Origin of the sequence: Microbacterium sp. zg-B96, from assembly GCF_030246865.1 — a bacterium.
Classification (GTDB): domain Bacteria; phylum Actinomycetota; class Actinomycetes; order Actinomycetales; family Microbacteriaceae; genus Microbacterium.
This window is the reverse complement of record NZ_CP126738.1, coordinates 3,093,201-3,112,921: the sequence shown is the minus strand read 5'-3', so window position 1 is coordinate 3,112,921 and position 19,721 is coordinate 3,093,201. Positions and strand designations below refer to the sequence as shown.

The 19,721-nt window shown below is 70.9% G+C and carries 18 protein-coding genes; 14 read left to right on the top strand and 4 right to left on the bottom strand.

All coding sequences use genetic code 11. The features are described from left to right. Positions 1 to 67 precede the first annotated feature (67 nt). Positions 68 to 1,081 carry an aldo/keto reductase family protein gene (locus QNO11_RS14750; RefSeq protein ID WP_257507516.1) on the top strand — a complete coding sequence of 338 codons (1,014 nt, stop codon included), beginning with the start codon at positions 68 to 70 and terminating at the stop codon, positions 1,079 to 1,081. After that, on the top strand, positions 1,081 to 1,560 hold the full coding sequence (locus tag QNO11_RS14745; protein ID WP_257507517.1) for an NUDIX hydrolase: 480 nt from the start codon (positions 1,081 to 1,083) through the stop codon (positions 1,558 to 1,560). The genes QNO11_RS14750 and QNO11_RS14745 overlap by 1 nt, the downstream gene beginning before the upstream one ends. A gap of 31 nt (positions 1,561 to 1,591) precedes the next feature. On the opposite strand, the gene QNO11_RS14740 is transcribed toward QNO11_RS14745, so the two are convergent. Both QNO11_RS14740 and QNO11_RS14735 read right to left on the bottom strand, forming a co-directional pair. After that, positions 1,592 to 3,208, bottom strand: coding sequence for an ABC transporter permease (locus QNO11_RS14740; protein WP_257507518.1), 1,617 nt, complete (start codon positions 3,206 to 3,208; stop codon positions 1,592 to 1,594). Continuing rightward, positions 3,205 to 4,128 (bottom strand): ABC transporter ATP-binding protein, encoded by a 924-nt coding sequence (locus tag QNO11_RS14735; RefSeq protein ID WP_257507519.1) that lies wholly within the window; start codon positions 4,126 to 4,128, stop codon positions 3,205 to 3,207. Before QNO11_RS14735 ends, QNO11_RS14740 begins: the two co-directional genes overlap by 4 nt. Positions 4,129 to 4,275: 147 nt before the next feature. Here QNO11_RS14735 and QNO11_RS14730 point away from each other — a divergent pair, with 147 nt between their 5' ends. The 12 genes from QNO11_RS14730 (at position 4,276) to QNO11_RS14675 (ending at position 16,771) form a co-directional block, all read left to right on the top strand. Beyond that, positions 4,276 to 4,995: a class I SAM-dependent methyltransferase gene (locus QNO11_RS14730; protein WP_257507520.1), complete on the top strand. Its 720-nt coding sequence runs from the start codon at positions 4,276 to 4,278 to the stop codon at positions 4,993 to 4,995. Between the two features lie 76 nt (positions 4,996 to 5,071). Then, positions 5,072 to 5,752: a GntR family transcriptional regulator gene (locus QNO11_RS14725; protein ID WP_257507521.1), complete on the top strand. Its 681-nt coding sequence runs from the start codon at positions 5,072 to 5,074 to the stop codon at positions 5,750 to 5,752. A 14-nt stretch (positions 5,753 to 5,766) separates the two neighbouring features. Then, the gene (locus QNO11_RS14720) at positions 5,767 to 7,293 is read left to right on the top strand and encodes an MmgE/PrpD family protein (RefSeq protein WP_257507522.1); all 1,527 of its coding nucleotides are present in this window, start codon (positions 5,767 to 5,769) and stop codon (positions 7,291 to 7,293) included. Continuing rightward, positions 7,293 to 8,192 carry a methylisocitrate lyase gene (gene prpB / locus QNO11_RS14715; protein ID WP_257507523.1) on the top strand — a complete coding sequence of 300 codons (900 nt, stop codon included), beginning with the start codon at positions 7,293 to 7,295 and terminating at the stop codon, positions 8,190 to 8,192. Before QNO11_RS14720 ends, prpB begins: the two co-directional genes overlap by 1 nt. A 7-nt stretch (positions 8,193 to 8,199) precedes the next feature. Continuing rightward, a complete protein-coding gene (locus QNO11_RS14710; RefSeq protein WP_257507524.1) occupies positions 8,200 to 9,387 on the top strand; it encodes a bifunctional 2-methylcitrate synthase/citrate synthase in 1,188 nt (395 codons plus the stop codon). A 62-nt stretch (positions 9,388 to 9,449) separates the two neighbouring features. Then, a complete protein-coding gene (locus tag QNO11_RS14705; protein WP_257507525.1) occupies positions 9,450 to 10,226 on the top strand; it encodes an electron transfer flavoprotein subunit beta/FixA family protein in 777 nt (258 codons plus the stop codon). Positions 10,227 to 10,240: 14 nt separating this feature from the next. Continuing rightward, on the top strand, positions 10,241 to 11,230 hold the full coding sequence (locus QNO11_RS14700; protein WP_257507526.1) for an electron transfer flavoprotein subunit alpha/FixB family protein: 990 nt from the start codon (positions 10,241 to 10,243) through the stop codon (positions 11,228 to 11,230). 444 nt (positions 11,231 to 11,674) lie between these two features. Further along, positions 11,675 to 12,982, top strand: coding sequence for a cytochrome b/b6 domain-containing protein (locus QNO11_RS14695; protein ID WP_257507527.1), 1,308 nt, complete (start codon positions 11,675 to 11,677; stop codon positions 12,980 to 12,982). Positions 12,983 to 12,988: 6 nt separating this feature from the next. Next, a complete protein-coding gene (locus QNO11_RS14690) occupies positions 12,989 to 13,804 on the top strand; it encodes an MBL fold metallo-hydrolase (protein ID WP_257507528.1) in 816 nt (271 codons plus the stop codon). A 65-nt stretch (positions 13,805 to 13,869) separates the two neighbouring features. Then, the gene (locus QNO11_RS14685) at positions 13,870 to 15,051 is read left to right on the top strand and encodes an acyl-CoA dehydrogenase family protein (protein ID WP_257507529.1); all 1,182 of its coding nucleotides are present in this window, start codon (positions 13,870 to 13,872) and stop codon (positions 15,049 to 15,051) included. Between the two features lie 4 nt (positions 15,052 to 15,055). Further along, complete coding sequence (locus QNO11_RS14680) at positions 15,056 to 15,832, top strand: enoyl-CoA hydratase (RefSeq protein WP_257507530.1); 777 nt, start codon at positions 15,056 to 15,058, stop codon at positions 15,830 to 15,832. Positions 15,833 to 15,859: 27 nt separating this feature from the next. After that, the gene (locus QNO11_RS14675) at positions 15,860 to 16,771 is read left to right on the top strand and encodes an alpha/beta fold hydrolase (RefSeq protein ID WP_257507531.1); all 912 of its coding nucleotides are present in this window, start codon (positions 15,860 to 15,862) and stop codon (positions 16,769 to 16,771) included. On the opposite strand, the gene QNO11_RS14670 is transcribed toward QNO11_RS14675, so the two are convergent. Together QNO11_RS14670 and QNO11_RS14665 are read right to left on the bottom strand one after the other, a co-directional pair. Beyond that, positions 16,737 to 17,546 carry a glycosyltransferase family 2 protein gene (locus QNO11_RS14670; protein ID WP_257507532.1) on the bottom strand — a complete coding sequence of 270 codons (810 nt, stop codon included), beginning with the start codon at positions 17,544 to 17,546 and terminating at the stop codon, positions 16,737 to 16,739. The two genes, QNO11_RS14675 and QNO11_RS14670, sit on opposite strands and share 35 nt — an antisense overlap. Before the next feature lie 65 nt (positions 17,547 to 17,611). Further along, positions 17,612 to 19,720 carry an enoyl-CoA hydratase-related protein gene (locus QNO11_RS14665; protein WP_257507533.1) on the bottom strand — a complete coding sequence of 703 codons (2,109 nt, stop codon included), beginning with the start codon at positions 19,718 to 19,720 and terminating at the stop codon, positions 17,612 to 17,614. Position 19,721 lies beyond the last annotated feature (1 nt).

Genomic DNA, 19,721 nt, shown 5'->3' with positions numbered 1-19,721 from the left:
GTACACCGCCGGCTGCGGGCTGTCTACTCCCGCACAGGCCTGCCTCGTCGGGGGGTAGCGTTCTCTGATGGTCAACTATCGCTATCTCGGCAACAGTGGGTTCAAGGTCTCGGAAATCACCTACGGCAACTGGGTCACCCACGCGTCGCAGGTCGAGAACGACGCCGCCATCGCCACGGTGCACAAGGCGCTCGATCTCGGGATCACGTCGTTCGACACCGCCGACACCTACGCCAACACCGCAGCCGAAGTGGTGCTCGGGGAAGCGCTGAAGGGGCAGTCGCGCGAGAGCCTCGAGATCTTCACGAAGGTCTACTTCCCGATCGGCCGCAAGGGTCCCAACGACCACGGGCTCAGCCGCAAGCACATCTTCGACGGCATCCACGGTTCGCTGCGACGCCTGGGCGTCGACTACGTCGACCTCTACCAGGCCCACCGCTACGACTACGAGACTCCGCTGGAAGAGACGATGCAGGCCTTCGCCGACATCGTGCGGCAGGGCAAGGCGCTGTACATCGGCGTCTCGGAGTGGACGGCCGAGCAGTTGCGGGAGGGCCACGCGCTGGCCCAGGACCTGGGCGTGCAGCTGGTGTCGAACCAGCCGCAGTACTCCGCGCTGTGGCGCGTGATCGAGGGCAAGGTCGTGCCGACCTCCCAGGAACTGGGCATCTCGCAGATCGTGTGGTCGCCGATGGCTCAGGGTGTGCTCAGCGGCAAGTACCTGCCGGGTCAGCCGGTGCCGCAGGGCTCGCGGGCGACCGATGAGAAGAGCGGCGCGAGCTTCGTCAAGCGCTTCCTCGACGACGACGTGCTGACCGCCGTGCAGAAGCTCAAGCCGGTCGCCGAGCAGGCGGGCCTCACCATGCCGCAGCTGGCGATCGCGTGGGTGCTGCAGAACCCGAACGTCGCCGCTGCGCTGGTGGGAGCATCGCGCCCCGAGCAGCTCGAGGACTCCGTCAAGGCCTCGGGCGTCACCCTCGACGCCGACACGATGACGGCGATCGACGACGCCCTCGCCGGTGTGGCCGAGACGGACCCCGCGGACACCTACGAGGTGTCGCCGAAGACTCGCCTGACCTGATGAGCATCCACAGCGCCGGCCTCCTGCTCTACCGGCTCTCCGGCGCCGGGCCCGAAGTGCTGATCGCCCACATGGGCGGTCCGTTCTGGGCGAGCAAGGAGGCCGGTGCGTGGTCGATCCCCAAGGGTGAGTACGACCCCGACGCCGAATCGGCGCTGGATGCCGCGACGCGCGAGTTCCGTGAGGAGCTGGGGGTCGACCCGCCGGAGGGGCCGTATGCCGAACTCGGCACGTATCCGTACTCGTCGGGAAAACGCGTGACGGTGTTCGTCGCGGATGGCGGCGCGTTTGCGGCATCCGACTTCGTCTTCGGCGAGTTCGAGATGGAATGGCCCCCGCGGTCGGGCAAGACCGCCCGCTTCCCCGAGGTGGATCGCGCGGAATGGGTGGCGATGGATGCCGCGGCCCAGCGGCTCGTGAAGGGTCAGCGCCCCGCGCTCGAAGCGCTGGCGGAGCGCCTCGCCGACGCGGGGGCGTAGCGCCGACCGTGCGTCCCCGTCGATCTCGCCGTCATGCGGCGAGCTCCCGTCGCTTCATGAGCGTGAGCGATGCCGCCGCCCCGGCGACCGATGCAAGGATGAGCCACCACAGCCCCTTGACGTCGATCGTGTCGCCGCTGACGGCAGGCACGTCGGCGATCGGCGAGATGCTCACCACCCAGTCGGGCAGGCCGAAAAGTGCGCCGAACAGGCCCAGCACCACCCCCGCGAGCACCAGCGTCCAGCCCAGGCCGATCGTCCACCGCGGCGCGAGGACGAACACAAGCGCGGCGACCACGAGGTAGACCGAGGCGGCGGCGATCTGCCCGCCGCCGGACACCGCCGCGTCGCGCACGAGGTCGGTGCGGAAGGTCGGATCCGTCGCGGAGCCGGCTACACCCAGCACGGCGCCGAGCACCCCGCTGGCGACGACGAGCACGACGCCGGCGAACGCCACGAGGAGGTAGTCGGCCAGCCAGCGCACGCGGCCGACGGGCGATGCGCGCACAGCTTCTGCCGTGCCGCGCGCCTCCTCCTGGCGGGCTCGACACACCGTTTGGACGGCCGCGCATGCTGCGAGCACGCCGACGATCAGGAAGAAGATGACCACCATGCCCTGTTGCAGGCTGCCGTTGTTCGACAGCGCGGCCATGACGGCCTCCACTGCGGGGATCTGGGTACCGACCCGATCGATGACCGAGGCGAGGCTGGTGGCCAGCAGCCCCGTCACCAGGCCACCGATGCACCAGCCGACGAGTGAGCTCCACGTGAGGCGCCACACCAGCCCCGTGGAGGAGGACAGCAGTGCTCGGGCCTCGACGCGGCCTGCCCGTTGCGGGATGAGGCTCTCACCGACATCCCGTGCCGACTGCAGCGCGACGGCAGCCGCGCCGAGCGCGACCGCCACGATGAGGCACAGTGCCAGCGGCCACGGCGCATCGTCGGCGAAGGGGCGGGTGTTCTCAGCCCAGCCGAACGGCGAAAGCCACGTCAACCACGAGCTGGTGATGCTCTGCAGGTCGTCGCTGGGCGTGCCGAGCGCATTGCCGACACCGCCGATCAGGAACGTGAGGAGGAGAACCCACACGGCAAGCGAATTGGCAGCCCGCGATGTGCGCAGCAGCTGGCCGGCGACCAGCCCCACGGCGAGGAACGACAGCCCGACGGCGCCCGCAGCGGCCCCCGCGACGAGCGCACCGAGGGGCGGGAAGCCGGCGCCGAGGAACACGACGGCGACTACGAGCGCGAGTGCCGTGTCGGCCGCGGTGCCGTGCACGATGGTGGCTACGAGTGGCGCGATGCGGCCTGCGGGTGTGGCGCCTACGAGCTCCGCGCGGGCGGACTCCTCCTCCATCCGTGTGTGCCGCACCGCGAGAAAGGTGCTCATGAACGCTGCCATGAGCGCCAGGAACGGCAGGATCAGGAACAGCGTGAATGCCTCGCGGTCAGCGCCCGAGGGGAGTCCGCGGAACAGCAGGATGACCGGGTTGGCCATGACGGCGGCGAGTACCTCGGTGCGATCGCGCTGAGTGCCGTACGACTGCTCGGCCCCGCCGACCGCGGATGCCGCGAGTGCGGCCGTGCCCAGGATCCACAACAGCAGCTGCAGTCGGTCGCGCTGTAGCCGCTGGCGAAGCAGCGCGCTCATGAGGGCGGCTCGCGGGTGGGGGACGCATCGTCTCCATAGTGCCGAAGGAACAGCTCTTCAAGCGACGGTGGGTTGACCCGCAGGCCGGTGACGTGCAGTGCCGCGAGCCGCGGCAGCACGCCGGATACGGCATCCGAATCCACCGTGAACCGCGCGCGACCGGCGTCGTAGGTGACGTCATGTGCGGCGGGGAGGACGGTGAGTGCATCCGCATTGGGGGCCTCGAACGACACCTCGGTGCGCGTCAGGTGTCGCATCGCTGCGAGCGTGCCCGACTCGACGACGGTGCCGGCACGGATGATCGAGACGCGGTCGCACAGCAACTCGACTTCGGAGAGGATGTGGCTGGACAGCAGCACAGTGGCTCCGGCGCCCCTGAGGCGCTGCACCTCGGTGCGGAACACCACCTCCATCAGCGGATCCAAGCCGCTGGTCGGCTCGTCCAGGATGTACAGGTCTGCAGGCACGGCGAATGCTGCGATGAGGGCGACCTTCTGCCGGTTGCCTTTGGAGTACGCGCGGCCCTTCTTGCGCGGGTCGAGCTGGAACGCCTCGAGCAGCCTGTCCCTGACGGCACGGTAGGCGCGATCGCGGCGACGGGCGCCGCGCAGTCGAGCGAGGAAGTCGATCGATTCCCCGCCGGAGAGGTTCGGCCAGATGGCGACGTCGCCCGGCACGTAGGCGATTCGGGCGTTCAGGGCGACCGAGTCGCGCCACGGGTCGCCCCCGAGAACCCAGGCCGTTCCCGAGGTCTTGCGCGCAAGGCCCAGCAGGATGCGGATCGTGGTGGTCTTTCCGGCGCCGTTGGGCCCGAGGAAACCATGCACCTGACCGGCGTCGACGGTGAGGTCCAGCCCGTCGAGTGCCTTCACCTGGCCGTAGCGTTTCGTGAGCCGATGCGTCTGGACGACGGCGTTCATGGCGGACAAGCTACATCCGCTCCACTGCGGGAGGAATAGTGCCCACGGCGCGGGGCGGATGGCGGCTGCCCGGGTGTTCCGCGACGGCGCTGCGGGCGTAGCATCCGCACCATATTCGACGTCGCCGCCGATGCGTACGACCGTTTCATGGGGCGGTTCTCGCAGCCGCTGGCCGAACCATTCGCCGCGTGGGCGGGCATCGAGTCCGGGCAGCAGGTGCTGGACGTGGGGTGCGGACCCGGTGCGCTGACGATGGTGCTGGCCGGCCGGCTCGGTGCGGAGGCGGTCGCCGCCGTCGACCCGTCGGCATCGTTCGTCGCGGCGGCGCGGACGCGGGTGCCGGGCGTGGACGTGCGCCGTGCGACGGCCGAAGCCCTGCCGTTCGATGCCGACGTGTTCGACGCGGCACTGGCCGAACTGGTGGTCCACTTCATGACCGACCCAGCGGGAGGCGTGTCGGAGATGCGCCGGGTGACCCGCCCCGGGGGCACGATCGCGGCGTGCGTGTGGGACTTCGGCGGCGACCGTGCGCCGCAGTCGGTGTTCTTCCGCGCGGCCATCGCCGTGCTGGGGATCACGGTGGGGGAGCAGGATCGCGCCGGCACGCGAGCGGGACAGCTTGAGGCGCTGCTCGCCGACGCGGGCTGTGGCGAGGTGCAGGGCGGGGAGCTCACGGTGCGGTCGACCTTCGCGAGCATCCAGGAGTGGTGGGAGCCCTACACCCTCGGCGTTTCGCCGGCCGGTGCGCTCGTGGCGTCGCTGGACGCGCCGACCCGCGCCCGGATCCTGGAGCGGGCTCGCGGGGAACTGGGGGCGGGGCCGGTCAGCGTCACGGCGACCGCGTGGGTCGCGCGCGGCCGGGCGTGACGGCCCTCTGTATACGCAATGGCCCCGTGTTGGGCTCGACTAGGCGCAAGGGTGCAGGTATGTATACACTGCTGGGATGGCTACCGACGGCGTGATCCAGGCGCGGGCGGGCGAACGCGCTTACGCGACGCTGCTCGAGGAGATCCAGTCCGGCGCGCTGCCGGCGGGAACCGTGCTCGGCGAAGTCGAGCAGGCCGCCCGGCTGGGCGTGAGCCGCACCCCGCTGCGCGAGGCCCTCCGGCGCCTGGCCGCCGACGGGCTCGTCGCGCAGCAGTCGCCGCGGGTCACCGTCGTCACCGCCGTGGAGCCCGACGACATCCGCGCCCTGTTCGAACTGCGTCGCGCGCTGGAGGAGACCGCCGCGGGCATCGCCGCCGAACGCGGCGACCGTGCCGTCTTCGCCGGCCTCGTCCGCGACTTCGCCGCCGTCGACCTCGTCGCCCCCGGCGGGGCGGATGCCTACTACGCGCTCATCGCGCGCTTCGACGCCGAGCTGGACGCCGCCGTCGCCAACGACTACTTCACCGCGACGCTGCGCACCACCCGCACCCACCTTGTGCGGGTGCGTCGGCTCGCGCGCGACAACCCCGACCGACTCGCGGCATCCGTCGCCGAGCACCGGCTGATCGCCGCCGCGATCGCCGAGGGCGACCGGGAGCTGGCCGCCCACGCCACCCACATCCACCTGCACAACGCACTCGAGAGCATTCTCGCCTCGCTCGACGACGGCCTCGCAGCACGGCATTCCGCGCTGTAGAGAAAGGACCCACCATGACCATCACGCACCACCTCCGCGTCCACCGCAGCGACGAGGACCTTCCCCGCGAGGGCCAGCTGGCCTGGCACATCGCCGAGGTCGCCGCCGACCCGGTCGCCGTCGACTCCGAGGTCGTCGACATGATCATCAACCGCATCATCGACAACGCCTCCGTCGCCGCGGCCTCCCTCACCCGCGCCCCCGTCAGCGCCGCCCGCCAACAGGCCCTCGATCACGCCGTCTCGGTCGGCGGTGCCGGCGCAACCGTCTTCGGCTGCGCGCTCGAACGTCGTACCAGCCCGGAGTGGGCAGCATGGGCGAACGGGGTCGCGGTGCGCGAACTGGACTACCACGACACGTTCCTGGCCGCCGACTACTCCCACCCCGGCGACAACATCCCGCCGATCCTCGCCGTCGCCCAGCACGTCGGCGCCGACGGCGCGGCGCTGGTGCGCGGCATCGCGACCGGCTACGAGATCCAGATCGACCTGGTGCGGGCGATCTGCCTGCACAAGCACAAGATCGACCACGTCGCCCACCTCGGCCCCTCGGCCGCCGCCGGCATCGGCACCCTCCTCGGCCTGCCCGTCGAGACGATCTACCAGGCGGTCGGTCAGGCGCTGCACACCACCACCGCCACGCGGCAGTCACGCAAGGGCGAGATCTCCACGTGGAAGGCCTATGCCCCCGCGTTCGCCGGCAAGCTGGCCGTCGAAGCGGTCGACCGCGCGATGCGCGGGCAGACCTCCCCGTCGCCGATCTACGAAGGCGAAGACGGCGTCGTGGCGTGGCTGCTCGACGGCAAGGATGCCGCCTACGACGTGCCGCTGCCCGGCGTCGGCGAGCCCAAGCGCGCGATCCTGGATTCGTACACGAAGGAGCATTCGGCCGAATATCAGGCGCAGGCCTGGATCGATCTGGCTCGCAAGCTCCACAGCGAGCACCCCGAGGTCGCCGACCCGGCCAACGTCGAGTCGATCGTGCTGCACACCTCGCACCACACGCACTACGTGATCGGCTCCGGCGCCAACGACCCGCAGAAGTACGACCCGACCGCGTCGCGCGAAACGCTGGACCACTCGATCCCGTACATCTTCGCCGTCGCGCTGCAGGACGGTGGCTGGCACCACGTCGACTCCTACGCCCCGGAGCGCGCCGCCCGCACCGACACTGTGGCCCTGTGGCAGAAGATCACCACGGCCGAGGACGCCGAGTGGACGCGCCGCTACCACTCCGACGACCCGAACGAAAAGGCCTTCGGCGGCCGCGTGGAGATCCGCCTGACCGACGGCACCGTGATCGAAGAGGAGATCGCCGTCGCCGATGCCCACCCGCTCGGTGCGCGTCCGTTCGCCCGCGAGGACTACATCCGCAAGTTCCGCCTGCTCGCGGCGCCCGTGCTCGAGCCGGAAGAGATCGAGCGGTTCCTCGACCTCGTGCAGCGACTGCCCGAACTCGGTGCCGACGAGGTGCGCGAGCTGTCGATCGTCGCCAAGCCTGGCCTGCTGCTGGCCGCGCCCGCCCCGAAGGGGCTGTTCTGATGCTGTACTCCGCCGTCTCCGCCGCCGAGAAGCGGCGGGTGCTGCGCGAGCGACTCGCCTCCGGGGAGCTGCTGCGCTTCCCCGGGGCGTTCAATCCGCTCTCGGCGCGCCTGATCCAGCAGAAGGGCTTCGAGGGCGTCTACATCTCCGGTGCCGTGCTCAGCGCCGACCTGGGGCTGCCCGACATCGGGCTGACGACCCTCACCGAGGTCGCCGGCCGCGGGCAGCAGATCGCGCGCATGACCGACCTGCCCGCCATCATCGACGCCGACACCGGGTTCGGCGAGCCGATGAACGTGGCCCGCACGATCCAGACCCTCGAGGATGCCGGCATCGCCGGGGCCCACATCGAGGACCAGGTCAACCCGAAGCGCTGCGGGCACCTCGACGGCAAGGCCGTCGTCGACCAGGACACCGCCGTCAAGCGCATCCGCGCCGCCGCCGACGCCCGCCGCGACCCGAACTTCCTCATCATGGCGCGCACCGACATCCGCGCCGTCGAGGGGCTGGATGCCGCGATCGACCGCGCCAAGGCGCTCGTGGATGCCGGGGCGGACGCGATCTTCCCCGAGGCGATGCGCACCCTGGAAGAGTTCGAGGCCGTCCGCGGCGCCGTGGACGTGCCGATCCTGGCCAACATGACCGAGTTCGGCAAGAGCGAGCTGTTCTCCGTCGACCAGCTGCGCGATGTGGGAGTGAATATCGTGATCTGGCCGGTGTCGCTGCTGCGCATCGCGATGGGCGCGGCGGGGCGGGCACTGGATACGCTGACCGCAGAGGGGCACCTCACCGGCAAGCTGGACGAGATGCAGCACCGCGCCGACCTGTACGACCTGCTCGACTACGAGGCATACAACCACTTCGACACGAACGTCTTCACCTTCGAGATCCGGAAATGAGCACCCCATGAGCGACGACATCAAAAAGGGACTGGCCGGCGTCATCGCCGACGTCACGGCCGTCTCCAAGGTCAACCCCGACACCAACAGCCTGCTGTACCGCGGCTACCCGGTACAGGAGCTGGCCGCGACGCAGCCGTTCGAGGCGGTGGCCTACCTGCTGTGGACCGGTGAACTGCCCGATGAGGCGCAGCTGGCCGAGCTGCGCGAGACCGAACGCGCCCACCGCGTGCTGCGCGAGGACGTCAAGGCCGCGATCGACCTCGTGCCGCTGGACGCGCACCCGATGGACGAGGTGCGCACCGCCGTCAGCCTGCTGGGCGCGGTGGATCTGGCCGGCACCGGCTCGGTGCTCGATGCCAGCGGCAACGCCGAGGACAACCTCGCCCGCAGCATCCGCCTGTTCGCCGCCCTCCCCGCCATCGTCGCGTACGGCCAGCGCCGCCGCCGGGGTCTGGAGCCGGTGGCGTCGCGGGACGATCTGGACTACGCCGCGAACTTCCTGTGGCTCACCTTCGGGGAAGAGGCCGACCCGGTCGTCATCGACGCGTTCAACCGCTCGATGATCATGTACGCCGAGCACTCCTTCAACGCGTCCACCTTCACCGCACGGGTGATCGCCTCGACTCTCAGTGACCTGTACTCCGCCGTCGTCGGTGCGATCGGGGCACTGAAGGGCCCGCTGCACGGCGGCGCGAACGAGGCCGTGCTGCACATCTTCGACGAGATCGGGGTGGCCGAGAACGTGACGGCCTGGCTCGACGAGGCCCTCGCGAGCAAGCGCAAGATCATGGGCTTCGGCCACCGCGTCTACAAACGAGGCGACTCGCGCGTGCCTACGATGAAGGCCGCGCTGGACGAGCTCGTCGTCTTCTACGACCGCCCCGACATCGCCGCGCTCTACGACGCGCTGGAGTCGGAGTTCGTGGCGCGCAAGGGCATCTACCCGAACCTGGACTACCCGTCCGGTCCGGCCTACAACCTGATGGGGTTCGACACGATCACCTTCACGCCGCTTTTCGTTGCGGCCCGAGTGACAGGGTGGACCGCGCACATCAGCGAGCAGCTGGCATCCAACGCCCTCATCCGACCGCTGTCGCTGTACACCGGTCCCGATGAGCGGCACATCGACGGCTATGTGGCCGACACCGCGACGCTGCAGGTGGCGGAGCGCCCGGAGGAAGCGGCCGACTGAACCGGCGCGTCATCCGTGTGCTTTCGGATTGTATAGAGTCGATCCACGCCTGAGGAGAGTCAATGAAGATCGTCGTGCTGGTCAAAGAAGTCCCGGACACCTATGGTGACCGCAAGCTGAACCCGGAGACGGGTTTGGCCGATCGAGGTGCGAGCGAGCGTGTGCTCGACGAGATCGGGGAGCGGTCCCTCGAGGTGGCGCTGAGCTATGCCGACGCCCACCCCGGCACGGAGGTGGTGGTGCTGTCGATGGCGCCGGAGGCTTCGGCTGCGACGATCCGCAAGGGACTCGCGATGGGCGCGGGATCCGCCGCGCAGGTCGTCGATGAGGCACTCGCCGGCGCCGACCTGGGGCTGACGGCAGAGACCTTGGCCGCGGCGATCAAGCGCATCGGCTTCGACCTCGTGATCACCGGTAACCAGTCCACCGACGGCTCCGGCGGCGTGATCGGCGCGATGATCGCGGAGCACCTCGGCGTGCCGCACGCGACGGCCCTCGCGGCGGTCGAGATCGGCGCGACGTCGGTGTCGGGAACCCGGGTGACCGATGCCGGCAACGCGCGCGTCACCGCGCCGCTGCCCGCCGTGATCGCGATCACCGAGGCGCTGCCCGACGCGCGATTCCCGAACTTCAAGGGCATCATGGCGGCCAAGAAGAAGCCGTTCGAGACCCTGTCGCTCGCCGACCTCGAGGTGGATGCCGGTGTGGACACCGTCGCACGGTCGATCATGACCGCCGTCAGTGAGAAGCCGCCGCGTTCGGCGGGCGTGAAGATCATCGACGAGGGCGACGGTGGCGAGAGGCTCGCCGCGTTCCTCATCGAAAACCGGCTGGCGTGAGGGGATCGGAAATCGTGACCGACTTTGCAGCAGATTCGATCCTGGTCCACCTGGACGTCATGCCGAACGGCGAGCTGGCCAAATCGGCGGCCGGCCTGCTGGGCGCGGCCGCCGCGATCGGCACCCCGGTGGCGCTGATCGTCGCCGCGCCCGAGCGGCACGACGCACTGGCATCCGCCGCGGGTGACCTCGGCGCGCAGGCGGTGCTCACGGCCGGGCTCGGCGGCGCCGACAACGCACTGACGATCCCGTTCCTGGACGCGCTCGTCGCGGCAGCCGACCTCGTGCAGCCCGACGCGGTGCTCGTCTCCAACTCGATCGAGGGCCGCGACATCGCCGGCCGGTTCGCCGCCCGCACGAAGCGCGCGCTCGCCGTGGACGCCATCGGCGTCGCCCGTGACGACGAGGGCGTGCTCGCGCAGCACTCGGTGTACGGCGGGGCCTACAGCGTCACGTCCGCGCCGACGTTCGGCGCCTACGTGATCACGGTGCGTCAGGGCGCGATCGATGCGCGCGCCGAGGCGGTCGCCGCTCCTGCCGTTTCGCCGCTCGAGGTCACGCCGTCGGGTGCCCCCGCGGCGACGGTCGACTCGTTCGAGGAGGCCGTCGTGGCATCCTCGCGTCCGGAACTGCGGGGTGCGGCCAAGGTCGTCTCCGGCGGCCGAGGACTCGGGTCGGGGGAGAAGTTCGCGCTCGTCGAGCAGCTCGCCGACACGCTGGGCGCCGCGATCGGCGCGTCGCGCGCCGCAGTGGATGCCGGCTACGTGCCGTACTCGTACCAGGTGGGGCAGACCGGTGTGTCGGTGTCCCCGCAGTTGTATGTCGCTCTCGGCATCTCCGGGGCGATCCAGCACAAGGCGGGAATGCAGACCGCGAAGACGATCGTCGCGATCAACAAGGACGCGGACGCCCCGATCTTCGAGATCGCCGACTTCGGCGTGGTGGGCGATCTCTTCCAGATCGTGCCGCAGCTGATCGCGGCCCTCGAGTCGAAGAAGGCGTAGCGCGCGATGGCGACATACGGGCGAACCGTGCGCCGGGGCCTGCCGCGGGTGGCCGGCGGTGAGCCGTGGCCTGCCGCCGGTGCCGCTGCCGCCGGTGCCGCGCCCGTCGGTGTCGCCGCGCCCGCCCCGGCCGCGCCCGCCGCTGAAGTGGCAGTTGCTGCCGCCCCCGCGCCCGCGGAGCGACACGAAGTGACACCTGAACCGGCGCCCGCGTCGACAAGCGACGCTCAGGTGGCAGTCGCTGCCGCTTCGGCGCCCGCGGAGCGACACGAAGTGACACCCGAACCGGCGTCGGCCGGGCGCGCGCTGCGGCGCGGCCTGCCGCGGGTGCCCGGTGGCGAGCCCTGGCCCCCCGCGGGCGCTGCCGCGGCTCCCGCTACCGCGGCTCCCGCAGCCGCTCCGGTGTCGGTTATGGCGGGTGTTTCTGCCGCAGAGCGTGCGGACGTGACACCCGAGCAGCCCGCGCAGCCCCCGCAGTCCGTGCCAGCGACGGTCGCCGCGGATGCCGGGGACGGTGTCGCGCTGAGGCGCGGACTGCCTCGCGTCGCGGGTGGCGAGCCCTGGCCGCCGGCGGGAGTCGCGCGGCCTATCGCGACGGATGCCGCGCCCGTGACGGATACCGCGCCCGTGACGGATGCCGCACCGGTGACGGATAGCGCTCTCGTGGCGGCGGCCGCAACTACCGCTACCGCGCCCGCAACCGCAACCGCAACCACAGCACACGCCCCCGCGTCCCCCACCGGCCCGCGCCCGCCGCTCACGGTGCCCCGCACCGTGTGGCCGGGAGCGGCGGCATCTGTCCGCCCGGCGCCGAAGCCGGAGCCCACGCGCATCGGTGCGTTCACCCGCACGCAGTGGGCGGGAATCGTGGTCGTCGGCGGCGGTGGCCTGCTGGTGGCGGCAGCCCTCGCGGTGTTCTTCGTGCGCTGGTTCCTCAGCCTCGAGTTCATGCAGGACTTCCTCGTCACCTACCCCGGCGAGTACCATCTGCCCGAGGGGGCGCCTGTCGGCTTCCCGGCGTGGCTCGGGTGGCAGCACTTCTTCAACGCGTTCTTCATGGTGCTGATCATCCGCACCGGCCTGCAGATCCGCACCGAGAAGCGGCCGACGGTGTTCTGGACGCCGCGGGGCGACAAGAAGGGCAAGACCAGCCTCACCATCTGGCTGCACCAGGCCCTCGACGTGCTGTGGATGGTCAACGGCCTCGTGTTCCTGGTGCTGCTGTTCACCACCGGGCAGTGGATGCGTATCGTCCCCACCAGCTGGGAGGTCCTCCCCAACGCACTGTCGGCGGCGCTCCAGTACGTCTCGCTGGACTGGCCCACCGAGAACGGCTGGGTCAACTACAACGGGCTGCAGCAGCTGGCCTACTTCACGACGGTGTTCATCGCCGCGCCGCTGGCCGCCATCACCGGCTACCGCATGAGCGGCATGTGGCCGAAGAACAACGCGCGGCTCAACCAGGCCTACCCCGTGGAGTGGGCGCGCGCGCTGCACTTCCCGGTGATGCTCTACTTCGTCGCGTTCATCATCGTGCACGTCGCGCTGGTGTTCGCCACCGGGGCGCTGCGCAACCTCAACCACATGTACGCCGCGCAGGGGTCGGTCGACCCCACCGCTTATGCGGACAACTGGACCGGGTTCTGGATCTTCATCGCCTCGGTCGTGGCGATCGCGATCGGGTGGATCGCCGCGAGGCCGCTCGTGGTCGCGCCGATCGCGCGGCTGTTCGGCACGGTCAGCGGGCGGTAGCGGCAGATGGCGGATGCCGGGGCGGAGCGCTGGACCACACTGGTCTCCCGCGTGCTCGCGCCCAACGCGGGGCCGATGACCCTCGACGGCACGAACTCGTTCGTGATCCGGGCGCCCGGCAGCGGCAGCATCGTCGTCGTCGACCCCGGTCCCGACGACGCCGCCCACCTCGATGCGCTCCGCGGTGCGGGGGAGGTGGAACTCATCCTCCTCACCCACCACCACCGCGACCACACCGAGGCGGCACCGCGGTTCGCCGAGCTCAGCGGGGCGCCGGTGCGAGCCCTCGATGAGCGGCTGTGCATCGGGGCACCACCGCTGGCCGACGGGGAGCAGCTGCACGCCGCCGGCATCCGTATCGACGTCGTCGCGACCCCCGGCCACACCGCCGACTCCGTCTCGCTGCACCTGCCCGACGACGCTGCGCGGGATGCCGCCGACACCCCCGGCGGCACCATGCTCACCGGGGACACGATCCTCGGCCGCGGCACGACGATCATCGCCGCACCCGACGGGTCGCTGGCGGACTACCTCGACTCGCTCACCCGGCTGCGCGGCTACGGCGCGATCCCGGTGCTGCCGGCCCACGGCCCGCAGCTGCCGGACCTCGCCGCCATCTGCCGCACCTACGCCGCCCACCGCCGCACCCGCCTCGACGAGGTGCGCGCCGCCCTCGGCACGCTCGATCGAGCCCCCGCGCCCGACGCGGCCCTGGTGGCCGCGGTGACCGATATCGTCTACGGTCACATCGACCCCGCGGTGCGGTTCGCCGCCGAGGCATCCGTGCGGGCGCAACTGACCTACCTCAGCGCGCGCAGCTAAACTACGCACATCGCCCACCGCGAGGCCGAAAGCCTGCACAGGATGGAAAGCCGATGTCGTCGACGATGAACACACCGCCCACGCTGACCGATGATGAGCGCGCGGCGATCCTCGCCGCGGTGCGGGAATTCACCGCCGCCGAGCTGGCGCCCTACGCCCTGGAACGCGACGAGCACGCGATCTTCCCGCGCGACGCCCTGCGCCGGGCGGGCGACCTCGGCCTCGGCGGCGTCTGCGTGCGGGAGGACGTAGGCGGCACCGGGCTGTCGCGCAGCGACGCGGTGGCGATCTACGAGGCGCTCGCGGAGGGCGACACGTCGCTTGCGGCCTACATCTCGATCCACAACATGGTCGCCGGGATCATCGACACCTGGGGGAGCGCCGCGCAGCGGCAGGAGTGGCTGCCGCGCCTGGTCGAGATGAGCGAGGTGGGCTCCTATTGCCTGACCGAGCCGGGGGCGGGGTCGGATGCCGCGGCGCTCGTCACCGCCGCCGTGGCCGACGGCGAGGACTACCGGCTCACCGGCGTGAAGCAGTTCATCTCCGGTGCGGGCGAAGCGGGGGTGTACGTCGTGATGGCCCGCACCGGCGCGCCAGGGGAGCCGGGTTCCCCCGGCGCTCGGGGCATCTCGGCGTTCCTCGTGCCGGCCGGGACCCCCGGACTGTCGTTCGGCGCGAACGAGAAGAAGATGGGCTGGAGCGCGCAGCCGACCCGCCAGGTGGTGCTCGACGACGTGCGTCTGCCGGCATCCGCCCTCATCGGCGGCGTCGGCGAGGGTTTCCGCATCGCGATGGCGGCCCTCGACGCGGGCCGTCTCGGCATCGCGGCGTGCTCGATCGGGGGCGCCCAGTGGGCGATGGACCGCGCGGTGCGCTACGTGCAGGAGCGTGAGACCTTCGGTGAACCGCTGTCCGAGCGTCAGGCGGTCGTGTTCATGCTCGCAGACATGGCCACCGAGCTGCGCGCGGCCCGCGCGCTGGTGCGCGACGCCGCCCGTGCGCTGGACGAGGGCGCCGACGACGCTGCGGTGCAGTGCGCCATGGCCAAGCGCTTCGCCACCGACGCCGGTTTCCGCGTCGCCAACGACGCGCTGCAGCTGCACGGCGGCTACGGGTATCTGCGCGAGCTCGGCATCGAGAAGGTGGTGCGGGATCTGCGGGTGCACCAGATCCTGGAGGGCACGAACGAGATCATGCGTGTCATCGTCGGCCGCGATCTGCTGCGCCGCGGACGCGTGGCACGATGAGGGCATGACCGCATACGAGACGCTCATCGTCGAGACCCGTGGCCGCATCGGCTGGATCACCCTCAACCGGCCTCAGGCCCTCAACGCCCTCAACGCCCAACTCGCCGCCGAGCTCGGTGAGGCGGTGACCGCGTTCGACGCCGACGAGAACATCGGTTGCATCGTGCTGACCGGTTCCGAGCGGGCTTTCGCGGCGGGCGCCGACATCAAGGAGATGGCGGGGAAGAGCTCCCACGAGATGACGATGCACAACCCCTTCGCGGGGCTCGAGCAGCTCTCCCGCGTACGGACGCCGGTGGTGGCCGCGGTGGCAGGCTTCGCCCTCGGCGGCGGGTGCGAGCTGGCGATGATGTGCGACGTGATCCTCGCCGCCGACACCGCCCGGTTCGGTCAACCCGAGATCAACCTCGGGGTCATCCCCGGCATCGGCGGCACGCAGCGGCTGACCCGGGCGGTCGGCGCCTACAAGGCGGCGGAGCTCGTGCTGACCGGGCGCATGATGGATGCCGCCGAGGCGGAACGTGCCGGCCTGGTGTCCCGGGTCGTGCCGGCATCCGATCTGCTCGACGAGGCCGCGAAGACGGCCGAGACGATCGCGTCGAAGTCGCTGCCGGTGCTGTACGCCGCCACAGAGGCACTGCGAGCGGCTCAGGAGACGAGCCTGGCCGAAGGCCTGCGCCTGGAGACGCGCATCTTCACGTCGCTGTTCGCCCTGGAGGATCAGAAAGAGGGCATGGCCGCCTTCAGCGAAAAGCGCGCGCCGCGGTTCAGCCACCGCTGAGTGACGAGGGCACCCTAGGATGCCCTCGTGAGCGTCGACAGGGCGGACGGGGAAGCTCAGGGCATCGCCAGCCGGGCGGCCCAGTTCGACGCCGCGCTCGGGCCGATCGACTGGAGCCTGCTGCCGCCCGACGTGCAGCGCGACCGTGTCGCCGCGCCGAGCGGCGCGCTCGCCCGCATCAGCATGGGCCCGGTCGACGGGCAGCGCGTCGTGCTGGTGCCCGGCGTCACGGGGTCCAAAGAGGACTTCATCCGGATGATGCCGATGCTGGCAGCAGCGGGCTATCGGGTCGAGTCGTTCGACATGGCGGGGCAGTACGAGTCCTACACGGCGGGCCCGGAGAACCTCGTGCCGCCGCAGCGCCGGTACACGCTGGAGCTGTTCGTCGACGACCTGCTGGCCGTGCTGGCCACCGGCGCCACGCCGGCGCACGTGCTGGGCTACTCGTTCGCCGGCACTGTCGTCGCGGCCACCGCCGTCGCCCATCCCGAACTGTTCTCGACCATCACGCTGCTGTCGGCGCCTCCGATCGCAGGCCAGGCGCTGCGCGCCTTCAAGATCCTGGGCCCCGCGAGCGGCCCGATCCCGGCACGCACCGCGGCACGCCTGATGATGTGGGGCGTGCGCAACAACGTGCACCGCGGGCCGCAGGACCGCGCCGTCTTCGTGCGGGCGCGGTTCGCGCTCACCCGCACCTCCAGCGTCGAGGACATCTTCTGGCTCATGAAGCACACGCCGGACCTGGCCGATGCCCTGCGGGCGCTGGGTCTGCCGATCCTCGTCGTCACCGGCACGGGTGATGTCTGGCCGGTTGCGGCGCACCAGGCATACGCCGCGCGGCTCAACGCCGTGCTGCGGGTGATCGACACCGGCCACAGCCCGTGCGAGTCAGCGCCGCATCAGCTCACCGAGGCGATGCTGGTGCACTTTCCGCGCTGACCCGTCGCGCCTCGCGGCGGGCTTCGCGGCGGACCGCCCGGCGCCGGTGGCGTCCTAGCGCGCACCGCCAGTGCCGGCGGAGAGCGCCGACCTCGGACAGGTTGACGCCGATGTCGTGGAACGCCCACACGACTCGTCGGCGGAAGCCGGCGAACGAGTCGAAGGGGCGAGCGGACACCCCGACGCGCAGCAACCGGTCGAACTCGACGCCCGCGCCGAAATCGAGGGCGAAGCTGACTTCGAGGTCATCGTGCATGCGGGGGTCGTCCAGATGCACGCGTTCGCGCACCTGCGGCCATGCGCTGCGGCGGAGCGCGAAGTTGGAACCGAACACGGGCACGTGCCCCATGACCAGGCGCATGGACCAGAAGTAGCCGCCGAGGTACCCGTACCGGCCGATGACTTCCCATACCCGGGCGCCGCCGTAGAACACGCCCGTGCCGGTCAGCGCGGTGAGGGTGGGATCGGCATCGAAGCGCTGTTCCAGACGCGCGGTCCACTGCGGCGACGGGATCGAATCGGCATCCAGTCGCCCGATGATGTCGCCGCGGGCCGCGTCGAAGCCGCTCGCGGTCGCGCGCAGCACCCCGCGGCGCGGTTCGCTCACCAGCACCGCACCGGCGGCGCGGGCGACGTCTGCCGTGCTGTCGGTGGATCCGTTGTCGACGACGATGATCTCGTCCGGCTGTCGCGTCTGGTCGGCGAGGGCGGCCAGGCAGTTCGTCAGCATGAACGCATCGTTCAGAGACGGGATGACGACGCTCACTGTGCTCATCGAGCGTCAGCCTAGGGCCTGCGTCGCCGTCATGTGGCCTTGGAGCACTCGGTGCGTCGCCGATCTCACTCGCGCCGGAAGTCCTGGCCGGCCTCCGCCCTTTTCCAAAGCGACGCCGGCGGGACGAAGCGCTCGCCGAAGGCGTCGGCCAGCTCCCGCGCCCGGGCGACGAAGCCGGGCAGGCCCCCCTCGTACTGGTTGACGTACTGCAGCACGCCTCCCGTCCATGCCGGAAAGCCGATGCCGTAGATCGAGCCGATGTTGGCGTCGGCCACCGACGCGAGTACCCCCTCATCGAGGCAGTGGATCGCCTCGAGCGCCTCGGCGAACAGCATCCGCTCCTGCAGATCCACAAGCGCCACGCGTGTGCGGCCGGAGTCGAATCGCTCGCGCAGCCCCGGCCAGATCCTGACGCGTTCCCCACGCTCGTCGTAGTCGTAGAAGCCGCGGCGGGCCGCGCGGCCTCGGCGCTTCGCGTCGTCGACCATCCAGTCCACGACGGCCTCCGACGGGTGTGCGACCCAGTTCGCGCCCGCCGCCTCGGTCGCGGCGCGCGCGGCGACTCGCATCTTCTGCCCCAGCGACAGCGACAGCTCGTCCAGCAGGTGCAGGGCGCCGGCCGGATAGCCCGCCTGCAGGGCGGCCTGCTCGACGGAGGCCGGTTCCACGCCTTCGCCGACGGCGGCGACCGCCTCGGCGAGGCGCGCGCCGATCACGCGGGAGGTGAAGAAGCCGCGGGAGTTTGTCACGACGATGGGGGTCTTGCGGATCTGCTGCACGAAGTCGAACGTCCTCGCCAGCGCCTCGTCGCCGGTGCTCTCGCCGCGGATGATCTCAACGAGCGGCATGCCGTCGGCCGCGGAGAAGACGTGGACGGGACTCACGGTGGCCTGGACCTCCGGGGACACCCGCGGCTTGCCTGATACCGATTCGGATACCGCCTCGATGACGATGTCCACACCGGCGAAGTCCGCGGGGTCGGCGGTGGGGTGGATGCGCTCCAGCAGCGCCTGGCTGCGCTCCTCGGTGGTTTCGCCCCGGGCCACCGCCTGCTGCTCCCGGCCGTGGGCGTGCTCCTTGCCCTTCTCCGCTGCTTCGGGGGAGAGGTCCAGGAGGACCACGTCGATGCCGGCTTTCGCCGTGGCGTAGGCGATGGCGGCGCCCATCATGCCCGCACCGAGGACGCCGACCTTGGTGGCGGTGAACCGCGGGAAGCCCGGCGGGCGGCTGGCGCCGGCGTTGATCTCCTGCAGGTCGAAGAAGAACGCCGTGATCATGTTCTTGGCGACCTGGCCGTGGGTGAGCTGCACGAGGTAGCGCGACTCGATCGTCGACGCGGTGTCGAAGTCGACATAGGCGCCCTCGACGGCGGCGGCCAGCGCCGCGCGCGGGGCGGGCAGCGGTGCGCCGTTGAGCTTCTTGCGCAGCATCGCGGGCATCGCCGGCAGCAGACCCGCGATGGCGGGGGAGTGGGGGGAGCCGCCGGGGAGGCGGTAGCCCTTGGCGTCCCACGGCTTCACCGGGGCGGGGTTCGCCGTGATGAAGACGCGCGCGCGGGCGTCGAGCTCCGCGGCCGGCGCGACCTCGTCGAGGATGCCGATGGCCAGCGCGTCGTCGGCGCGGAAGCGGGTCGCCGGGAGGATGACTTCCTGAAGGGCCCGCTGCAGACCCAGCATCCGCACCAGCCGGGTGACGCCGCCGCCGCCCGGGATCAGCCCCAGCGACACCTCCGGCACCCCGAACCGGGCGTCGTGTGCGTCGGATGCCGCGATGCGGTGGTGGCAGGCGAGGGCGACTTCCAGCCCGCCACCCAGCGCCGTGCCGTTCATGGCGGCGACGACCGGTCTGCCGAGGCGCTCCACTCGACGCAGCAGCGACTTCACATGCTCGAGGTTCGCGGTTTCTTCGGCCGCGCGGGCAGGGTCCGCCGCCCGCAGCAGGTTGAGGTCGCCGCCGGCGAACCAGCTCGGCTTCGCCGAGGTCAGGATGACGCCGGTGATGTCGTCGCGCTCGGTCTCCAGCCGGGCGACGGTCGCCTCCAGCGCCGACACGAAGTGGCGGTTCATGGTGTTGACGGCGCTGTCGGGGTCGTCCATCGTCACGGTGACGACGCCGTCGGCATCCCGGTCCCAGGCGTACCCGGCGGAGGCGGTGGTGCTGTCCTCGATCGTCACG